At 72.1% G+C, this 7,986-nt stretch carries 8 protein-coding genes; 5 read left to right on the forward strand and 3 right to left on the reverse strand.

Features of this window, described 5'->3' with window-relative positions; all coding sequences use genetic code 11:
- Nucleotides 1-386 (reverse strand): cell division protein PerM (locus tag ABT381_RS34055; protein ID WP_351601413.1); only part of this gene is annotated, 386 nt, incomplete at its 3' end.
- An 84-nt stretch (nt 387-470) separates the two neighbouring features.
- On the opposite strand from ABT381_RS34055, the gene ABT381_RS34060 reads away from it, so the two are divergent.
- Nucleotides 471-1,307, forward strand: a complete 837-nt coding sequence (locus tag ABT381_RS34060; RefSeq protein ID WP_351601392.1) for an RNA polymerase sigma factor — start codon at nt 471-473, stop codon at nt 1,305-1,307.
- 117 nt (nt 1,308-1,424) lie between these two features.
- On the opposite strand, the gene sucD is transcribed toward ABT381_RS34060, so the two are convergent.
- The gene (sucD, locus tag ABT381_RS34065; RefSeq protein ID WP_351601395.1) at nt 1,425-2,309 is read right to left on the reverse strand and encodes a succinate--CoA ligase subunit alpha; all 885 of its coding nucleotides are present in this window, start codon (nt 2,307-2,309) and stop codon (nt 1,425-1,427) included.
- A gap of 21 nt (nt 2,310-2,330) precedes the next feature.
- On the reverse strand, nt 2,331-3,509 hold the full coding sequence (sucC, locus tag ABT381_RS34070) for an ADP-forming succinate--CoA ligase subunit beta (protein ID WP_351601398.1): 1,179 nt from the start codon (nt 3,507-3,509) through the stop codon (nt 2,331-2,333).
- 708 nt (nt 3,510-4,217) lie between these two features.
- On the opposite strand from sucC, the gene ABT381_RS34075 reads away from it, so the two are divergent.
- The 4 genes from ABT381_RS34075 to ABT381_RS34090 all read left to right on the forward strand — a co-directional run.
- Complete coding sequence (locus ABT381_RS34075; protein WP_351601401.1) at nt 4,218-6,065, forward strand: phage tail sheath C-terminal domain-containing protein; 1,848 nt, start codon at nt 4,218-4,220, stop codon at nt 6,063-6,065.
- A gap of 43 nt (nt 6,066-6,108) precedes the next feature.
- Nucleotides 6,109-6,633: a phage tail protein gene (locus tag ABT381_RS34080; protein WP_351601404.1), complete on the forward strand. Its 525-nt coding sequence runs from the start codon at nt 6,109-6,111 to the stop codon at nt 6,631-6,633.
- Nucleotides 6,634-6,680: 47 nt separating this feature from the next.
- Nucleotides 6,681-7,436, forward strand: coding sequence for a T4 family baseplate hub assembly chaperone (locus ABT381_RS34085; protein WP_351601407.1), 756 nt, complete (start codon nt 6,681-6,683; stop codon nt 7,434-7,436).
- Nucleotides 7,429-7,986: hypothetical protein (locus ABT381_RS34090; RefSeq protein ID WP_351601410.1), on the forward strand; the 558-nt coding region annotated here is incomplete at its 3' end. The genes ABT381_RS34085 and ABT381_RS34090, both read left to right, overlap by 8 nt.

The raw sequence follows: 7,986 nt of genomic DNA on the forward strand, positions 1-7,986 counted from the left end.
CCGCTGCCGCGCCGGTGCCGCCGCGGCCCGCCGTCCGCCGCCGACAGGGCGCGCTGGGCGCACCGGTACAGCAGCCATACGGGCACGGCGACGAGGAGCAGTGGCGTCACGCCCACCGGTACGGCTGCCGCGCCGGGCCCGGCCGTGCGTACGAGGTCGGCGCCGTGCGCGAGCAGCCACAGGTCGGCGGCGATGTGCAGCGCGGCGGAGGGGCTGCCGGCGACCGGCGCGGGCGCGACGATCCACAGGAGGAGGACGGAGACGGTGCAGACGCCGAGGCCCAGCCCGGCGGTGACCACCCCCACGAGGAACGCGCCGCCGGTCGTGGTGGCGGGCGGCGCAGCGGCCCCGCCCGGCGTGGCCGCCGTCGGGCCGTTGTCGGTCATCTGGCTCACGCCGCCATGCTGCCAACAACACCCGTTTCCACCACGCAGCGGGCGAATACCGGACGTGTCGCCCAAGATACGTTTATGGGATTTACAACCCGGACAGCCCGAAAGTCCCAGCAGCCCGACTCGCCCGGGAAGGGCGCCGGCCCGGCTGACGTACCGTCACCCGCGGCCGCCTTCGACGCGCTGTACGTCCGGCACGCCCCGGCGCTCGCCCGGCAGGCGTTCCTGCTCACCGGGCGGCCGCAGCTCTCCCGCGAGGCGGTCGAGTGGGGGTTCCAGCTGGCCTGGCAGCGCTGGCCGGAGGTGGCCCGGGACCACGACCCGGCCGGCTGGGTGCGGGCCGCGGCACACGAGTACGCGCTCTCCCCCTGGCACCGTTTCCGCCCCAGCACCTTCCGGTCCCCCGCGAAGGGGTCGGGCAGCGGGCGGCCCGATCCGCTGCTGGCCGCGCTGCTGCGGCTGCCCGCTCCCTACCGCCGCGCCCTGCTGCTCCACGACGCCGTCGGCCTGGAGCTGCCCGAGACCGCGGCCGAGATCGAGGCGAGCACGCCGGCCGCGCACGGGCGGCTGACGCACGCCCGCGAGGCGCTGGCCGGGCGGCTGCCGGAGCTGGGGCTGGCGGGCCAGCCACCGGCCCGGCAGCGGGAGATCCTGTGCGAGCGGCTGGCACGGCTGGCGGCGGCGCACCCGGTACGGACGGCGAACGCCCGTGCCGTACGGACCGGCAGCGAGCGCAGCACCCGGCGGATGACGCGCAGCGCGATCGGGCTGACCGGGCTGATCGTGGCGGTCACGGCCGCCTCCTTGTGGGCGGGGACCGGCGAGCGGTACGTCCCGCCACCCGCGCGGCCCGGCGTGCCCGCGGGCCCGGCCGGCGACGCGCACGCCGAGCACGACCCGCAGCACCGCCCCTGACGCGCGGCCGGACACAGACGAACGCGGACCCGTACACCCCCCAAGGGAGTACGGGTCCGCGCTCGGAAAAGCTACGCGCACGCCATGTCAGGGACGCAGCGCCGCGCCGCGCCGGAGTCAGCCGGCGAGCAGCTCGCGGGCGAGCTCGGCGGTCTCGGTCGGGGTCTTGCCGACCTTGACACCGGCGGCCTCGAGGGCCTCCTTCTTCGCCTGGGCGGTGCCGGAGGAGCCGGAGACGATGGCGCCGGCGTGGCCCATGGTCTTGCCCTCGGGCGCGGTGAAGCCCGCGACGTAGCCGACGACCGGCTTGGTGACGTTGGCCTTGATGTAGTCGGCCGCACGCTCCTCGGCGTCGCCGCCGATCTCACCGATCATGACGATCAGGTCGGTGTCGGGGTCCGCCTCGAACGCCTCGAGGGCGTCGATGTGGGTGGTGCCGATGACCGGGTCGCCACCGATGCCGACGGCCGACGAGAAGCCGATGTCACGGAGCTCGTACATCATCTGGTACGTCAGCGTGCCGGACTTCGAGACCAGGCCGATGCGGCCCGGCTTCGTGATGTCGCCCGGGATGATGCCGGCGTTGGACTGGCCCGGGGTGATGAGACCGGGGCAGTTCGGGCCGATGATGCGGGTCTTGTTGCCCTTCGCCTTCGCGTACGCCCAGAAGGCGGCGGAGTCGTGGACGGCGATGCCCTCGGTGATCACGACGGCGAGCGGGATCTCGGCGTCGATGGCCTCGATGACGGCGGCCTTGGAGAAGGCCGGCGGCACGAAGAGGACGGACACGTTGGCGCCGGTCTTCTCCATGGCCTCGGCGACCGTGCCGAAGACGGGGATCTCGGTGCCGTCGATGTCGACGTTGGTGCCGGCCTTGCGCGGGTTCACGCCGCCGACGATGTTCGTGCCGTCACCCAGCATGAGCTTGGTGTGCTTCATGCCCGTGGCACCGGTCATGCCCTGGACGATGACCTTGCTGTCCTTGTTGAGGAAGATAGCCATTGTTCTGGAGTCCCTCTTCCCTTACTTCGCGGCCGCGAGCTCGGCGGCCTTGTCGGCCGCGCCGTCCATGGTGTCCACGCGCTGCACGAGCGGGTGGTTGGCGTCGGACAGGATCTTGCGACCCAGCTCCGCGTTGTTGCCGTCGAGGCGCACGACCAGCGGCTTGTTGACGTCCTCGCCCTTGGACTTCAGCAGCTCCAGGGCCTGCACGATGCCGTTGGCGACCTCGTCGCAGGCGGTGATGCCACCGAAGACGTTGACGAACACGGACTTGACGTCCGGGTCGCCGAGGATGATCTCCAGGCCGTTCGCCATGACCTCGGCGGAGGCGCCGCCACCGATGTCGAGGAAGTTGGCGGGCTTGACGCCGGAGTGCTTCTCACCGGCGTACGCGACGACGTCCAGGGTGCTCATGACGAGACCCGCGCCGTTGCCGATGATGCCGACCTGGCCGTCGAGCTTGACGTAGTTCAGACCCTTGGCCTTGGCGGCAGCCTCGAGCGGGTTGGCTGCGGCCTTGTCCTCCAGGGCCTCGTGCTCCGGCTGGCGGAACTCGGCGTTGGCGTCCAGGGACACCTTGCCGTCCAGCGCCAGGATGTCGCCGGAGGCGACCTTGGCCAGCGGGTTGACCTCGACGAGGAGCGCGTCCTCGGCCACGAAGGTGTCCCACAGGGTCACCATGACCTCGGCGACCTTCTCGGCGACCTCGGCCGGGAACTTCGCCTGGGCGACGATCGCGCGGGCCTTCTCGATGGTCACACCCTCGATGGAGTCGACCGGGACCTTCGCGAGGGCCTCGGGGGTCTTCTCCGCGACCTCCTCGATGTCCATGCCGCCCTGCACCGAGGCCATGGCCAGGAAGGTGCGGTTGGTGCGGTCGAGGAGGTACGAGACGTAGTACTCCTCGAGGATTTCCGGAGCGGTCTCCGCGATCATCACCTTGTGGACCGTGTGGCCCTTGATGTCCATCCCGAGGATGTCCGTCGCCCGGGCGACGGCCTCATCCGGGGTGGCGGCCAGCTTCACGCCACCGGCCTTGCCGCGGCCGCCGACCTTCACCTGGGCCTTGACGACAGACTTGCCGCCCAGCCGCTCGGTCGCCTCGCGGGCCGCCTCAGGCGTGTCAATGACTTCACCGGCCAGCACCGGTACACCGTGCTTGGCGAAGAGGTCCCTCGCCTGGTACTCGAACAGGTCCACGCGCGTCCGTCCCTTTGCTAATCAAGTAGCCCGCGAGTCGTGGTGATCGCGGATTCGTTGTCTGCGCGGGCGTGCCGCGAAGGCAGGGTGACAACGCAGTCACAGCAAGGGCGTACATCGTCAGCCAGTACGCGGCAGGTCCGTCTCGCAGGTTATCCCCGCGGCAGCGGCCCTCCTAAATCACAGATCACACTGCGGCGGTGATTACTGTCACAGATCACGCGGACGGAGGTGCGCGTCACACCGGCCGGCCGCACTCGGCCGGATCTCGACGGTGGCCCGCACCACCTCCTCACACGGAGTACACCCCTCCGCTGCCGGACCTCCCCGCACGGCGGGCAACCGGCGCCCGGTATGCACCGGGGCGACCCGCTCACGGGCGGTACGCCCCCGCCACCCACCGCAGCCGCCCGCTCACCGGGCCGCGATCGCCCTCACAACTCCTTCGCAAAAGCTGACCGGAACGCGTCCTTGACCCTCCAACTGGCGGCCTTGGAGACTGCGTTGTGCACTTACGCATCAGGAGTCACAGGCCGGCGCCACAAGCGGCGGCCTGGTCCCGGAAGACCGAAACTCACCGGGGCGGACGGGGGAGAACTGATGAGCAGTGCGCGGCCGCGTAGGGGCGCGGTGGCGTCGGCTTGGCCACCTCCTCCCCACCTCCCTCTTGGTGCCTCTTACTCGGTGCCTGAAGGGATTGGAGGGGGAATGCCGACAAACGCGACCTATCCCGGCGTCTACGTCGAAGAGCTTCCCAGCAGCGTCCGTACCATCGCCACCGTCACCACCTCGGTGACCGCCTTCGTGGGACACACTCGCCGCGGTCCGCTCAACCACCCGGTGCGCGTCACCAGCTTCGCCGACTTCGAGCGCCGCTTCGGCGGGCTGACCTCGAAGAGCCCGCTCAGCTACGCCGTGCACCAGTTCTTCGGCAACGGCGGCACCGTCGCCGTGATCGTCCGGGCCGTCAAGGCGGGCACCGGCGAAGAGGCATGCGTCACCCTGGAGTCCACCGAGGGGCACAGCGAGTGCCCGGTGCTGGAGGTGCACGCCAAGGAGCCCGGCATCTGGGGCGACGGCCTGCGCGTGGCCGTGGACCACGACACCACGGCCTGCGAGGAGACGTTCAACCTCCAGGTCCTCGACGCCAAGGGCACCGCCCGCGAGTCCTACGGCAACCTGTCCATGGACCCCGAGAGCGGCCGGTACGCCGAGACCGTGATCAACGCCGGCTCCCAGCTGATCCGCGTCAAGGTCCTCGACGAGGGGCGCCCCGACCCCTCCGGCACGGTCTCCAAGCCGTTCGCGCACGAGCTGCCCGACCTGGCCGTGGACCTCACCGTCAAGATCGGCGAGGTGGAGCGCGAGTTCACGCTCTACGACCCGGACCAGGACGGCGAGGCCCCCTGCACCGTCACCGAGCTCGCCCTCCTCCTGGAGCGCAAGCTGCGCGCGCTGCCGGACGCCCCCGGCAAGCACGCCTTCGCGGGCGCCCAGGTCACCGCCTTCGGCCGCCGCCTCCAGGTGGTCGCCGGGTCGGCCGACCCCGAGGACGTGGTGCGGTTCGTCGGCGAGTGCGCCAACGACCTGGGCCTGGAGGCCTCGGTCAATCCGCCGGTCTTCCCGCTCTCCGGCGGCGTGGACGGCGACGCGCCGGGCCCGCGCGACATCATCGGCAGCGAGGCACGCAAGACCGGCCTGCAGGCGCTGCGCGACGTCGACGACGTCAACCTGCTGTCGCTGCCGGAGCTGTCCGCGTACGAGAACACCGAGGACATGGTCACGGTGCTCTCGGCCGCCGAGCGGCTCTGCCAGGAGCGGCGGATCTTCCACCTCGTGGACGCGCCCTCGACCTGGGTCTCCGTGGACTCCGCGCGGGCCGGCATCGGCGCCTTCGAGTCCGTCCGCGGCAACCACTCCGGGCTGTACTTCCCGCACCTCCAGCTCACCGACCCGCTCACCGGCCGGCTGCGCACCTTCCCGCCGTCCGGCGCCATCGCGGGCGTCATCGCCCGTACCGACGGCGAGCGCGGCGTGTGGAAGGCGCCGGCGGGCACCGAGGCGCGCCTGGCGGGCGTGCACTCCCTCTCGGTCAAGCTGACCGACCGGGAGAACGGCCTGCTCAACCCGCTGGGCGTCAACTGCCTGCGCACCTTCCCGATGGTCGGCCCGGTGGTCTGGGGCGCCCGCACGCTGCAGGGCGCCGACGCGCTGGACAGCGAGTGGAAGTACGTACCGGTCCGCCGGCTCGCGCTGCACGTCGAGGAGTCCCTGCTGCGCGGCCTGCAGTGGGTGGTCTTCGAGCCCAACAACGAGCAGCTGTGGCAGCAGATCCGGCTGAACGCCTCGTCGTACCTGCACGGCCTCTTCCAGCAGGGCGCCTTCAAGGGCGGCACGCCGCGCGAGGCGTACTTCGTCAAGTGCGACAAGGACACCACGACCGCCGAGGACATCGACAACGGCATCGTCAACGTCGTCGTCGGCATCGCGCCGGTCAAGCCCGCGGAGTTCGTGATCGTCAAGATCCAGCAGATGGCCGGACAGTTCGAGCTCTAGCCACGCATCCGTCAGCGAAGGAACTAGGCAACGAAGGAATCCGATGGCTGAGTTCACCATCAACGCCCATCGCTTCGACCCGTACAAGAACTTCAAGTTCCTGGTCCTGTGGGACGGTCGGACGGTCGCGGGCATCAGCAAGATATCCCCGCTCAAGCGCACCACCGAGGTCGTCAAGCACCGGCACGGCGGCGACCCCAGCTCGCCGCGCAAGTCGCCCGGGCGCTCGGAGTTCGAGGGCATCACCCTGGAGCGCGGGGTCACCCACGACCCGGAGTTCGACCGCTGGGCCAACAAGGTCTGGCAGGTCGGCGCGGGGCTGGGCTCGGAGGTGTCGCTCGCGGACTTCCGCAAGGACATCGTCATCCAGGTCCTCAACGAGGCCGGTCAGGTCGCCGTCTCGCACAAGATCTACCGGGCCTGGCCGAGCGAGTACCAGGTGCTCGGCGAGCTGGACGCCAACGCCAACGCGGTGGCGATCCAGAGCCTGAAGCTGGAGTGCGAGGGCTGGGAGCGGGACTACGAGGTCGAGGAGCCGCAGGAGCCCTCGTTCACGCACCCCGCCTGAGTCACCCCGTACGAGAGACACCCGAGCACCACCGGACGAGGTGAGGAATGGCGGTCACCGGGCCCGCTGAGCTGCTGGCCACCTGGGAGGCCGGGCTGGCCCTGCAGGACAGCGGCCGTGCCCTGCTGCTGCACCGCGCCGCCCGCCCCGAGGCCGGCACCGACGCACTGCTGTCGGTGCCGGCCGGGGAGCGGGCCGCCGACCTGTTCGCGCTGCGCCGCGCGCTCTTCGGCGCGCGCATGCAGGTCAAGCTGGCGTGCGCGGACCCGGAGTGCGGCGCGGCGATGGAGTTCGAGCTGGACGCGGCCGAGCTGGGCGCGATCCGGCCGGCGCCACCGGAGGACGGCCTGCGGGTCGCCGAGGGCGGCTGGTCGGTGACGTTCCGGCTGCCCGCCGTCGCCGACCTCACCGAGGCCGCGGCCGCCGCCACGGACGCGGCGGACGCCCGGCGGCTGCTGGGTGCCCGCTGCGTGCTCACCGCGGTACGGGACGGCCGTACGGCGACGGAGGAGGAGCGCGCCCGGCTGCCGGAGGCGGTACTGAAACGGTTCGCCGAGGCGGTCGAGCAGGCCGACCCCGGCGCCGAGGTGACGCTCAGCATCACCTGCCCCGAGTGCGGCGCGGCCACCCCGGCCGAGCTGGACATCGCCGGCTACCTGTGGACCGAACTGGACGCCTGGGCGCGCGACGTGCTCCTGGACGTCCACCTGCTCGCCTCGGCCTACGGCTGGAGCGAGCCCGAGATCCTGGCGCTCAGCCCGCTGCGGCGCCGCTACTACCTGGAGCTGTGCGCAGATGTCTGACGACTACTTCGGCCGGCTGCTGGCGCGGCACGCACTGCCGGGCGCGCCCGTCGGCCGCACGGTGACGGCGGCCCCGCGCACACTCGTACAGCCGCGTCTGCCCGGCCCCTTCGAGCGCATCGAGGCACTGGGCGGCGCGCCCGCCGAGCCGCACGCTCCGGCAGCGCGGTACCCGCACGCACCCCTGACCGCCGCGCCCGAGGGCGAACAGGCCGCCCTCCAGCGGGAGATCAGAACCATCGAACGGGAGACGACCGTACTGCGGCCCGAGACCGCGCGCCCGGACGCCGCGGACGCCGCCGAGCGGCCCGTCCGGCCGGCGGCACCGCTGCTGCGGCCCGCCACACGGCCGGAGCCGGGGCCGCGACCGGCCGCACCCGAGGGGCAGCGCTCCGGAGCACGGCGTACGGCCGGCCGTCCGGAGGAGCCGGGAGCGCCCCGGCCGGCAGCCGCGCCCGCCCGCCCGGAAACGGACGCCGCCCCGCGCGCCGTGACGCCCGCGCTGCGCCCCCGCACGGAGGTGCCCAAGGCCCGCGACACGGCACGCGCC

The sequence above is a fragment of the Streptomyces sp. NPDC000151 genome (assembly GCF_040301705.1).
In the GTDB taxonomy this organism is placed as follows: domain Bacteria; phylum Actinomycetota; class Actinomycetes; order Streptomycetales; family Streptomycetaceae; genus Streptomyces.

Excerpts from the sequence above, each read along its gene's own strand:
- ABT381_RS34075 (WP_351601401.1), top strand. The coding sequence starts at position 4,218 with ATGCCGACAAACGCGACCTATCCCGGCGTCTACGTCGAAGAGCTTCCC.
- ABT381_RS34080 (WP_351601404.1), top strand. The coding sequence starts at position 6,109 with ATGGCTGAGTTCACCATCAACGCCCATCGCTTCGACCCGTACAAGAAC.
- sucD (WP_351601395.1), bottom strand. The coding sequence starts at position 2,309 with ATGGCTATCTTCCTCAACAAGGACAGCAAGGTCATCGTCCAGGGCATG.
- ABT381_RS34085 (WP_351601407.1), top strand. The coding sequence starts at position 6,681 with ATGGCGGTCACCGGGCCCGCTGAGCTGCTGGCCACCTGGGAGGCCGGG.
- ABT381_RS34060 (WP_351601392.1), top strand. The coding sequence starts at position 471 with ATGGGATTTACAACCCGGACAGCCCGAAAGTCCCAGCAGCCCGACTCG.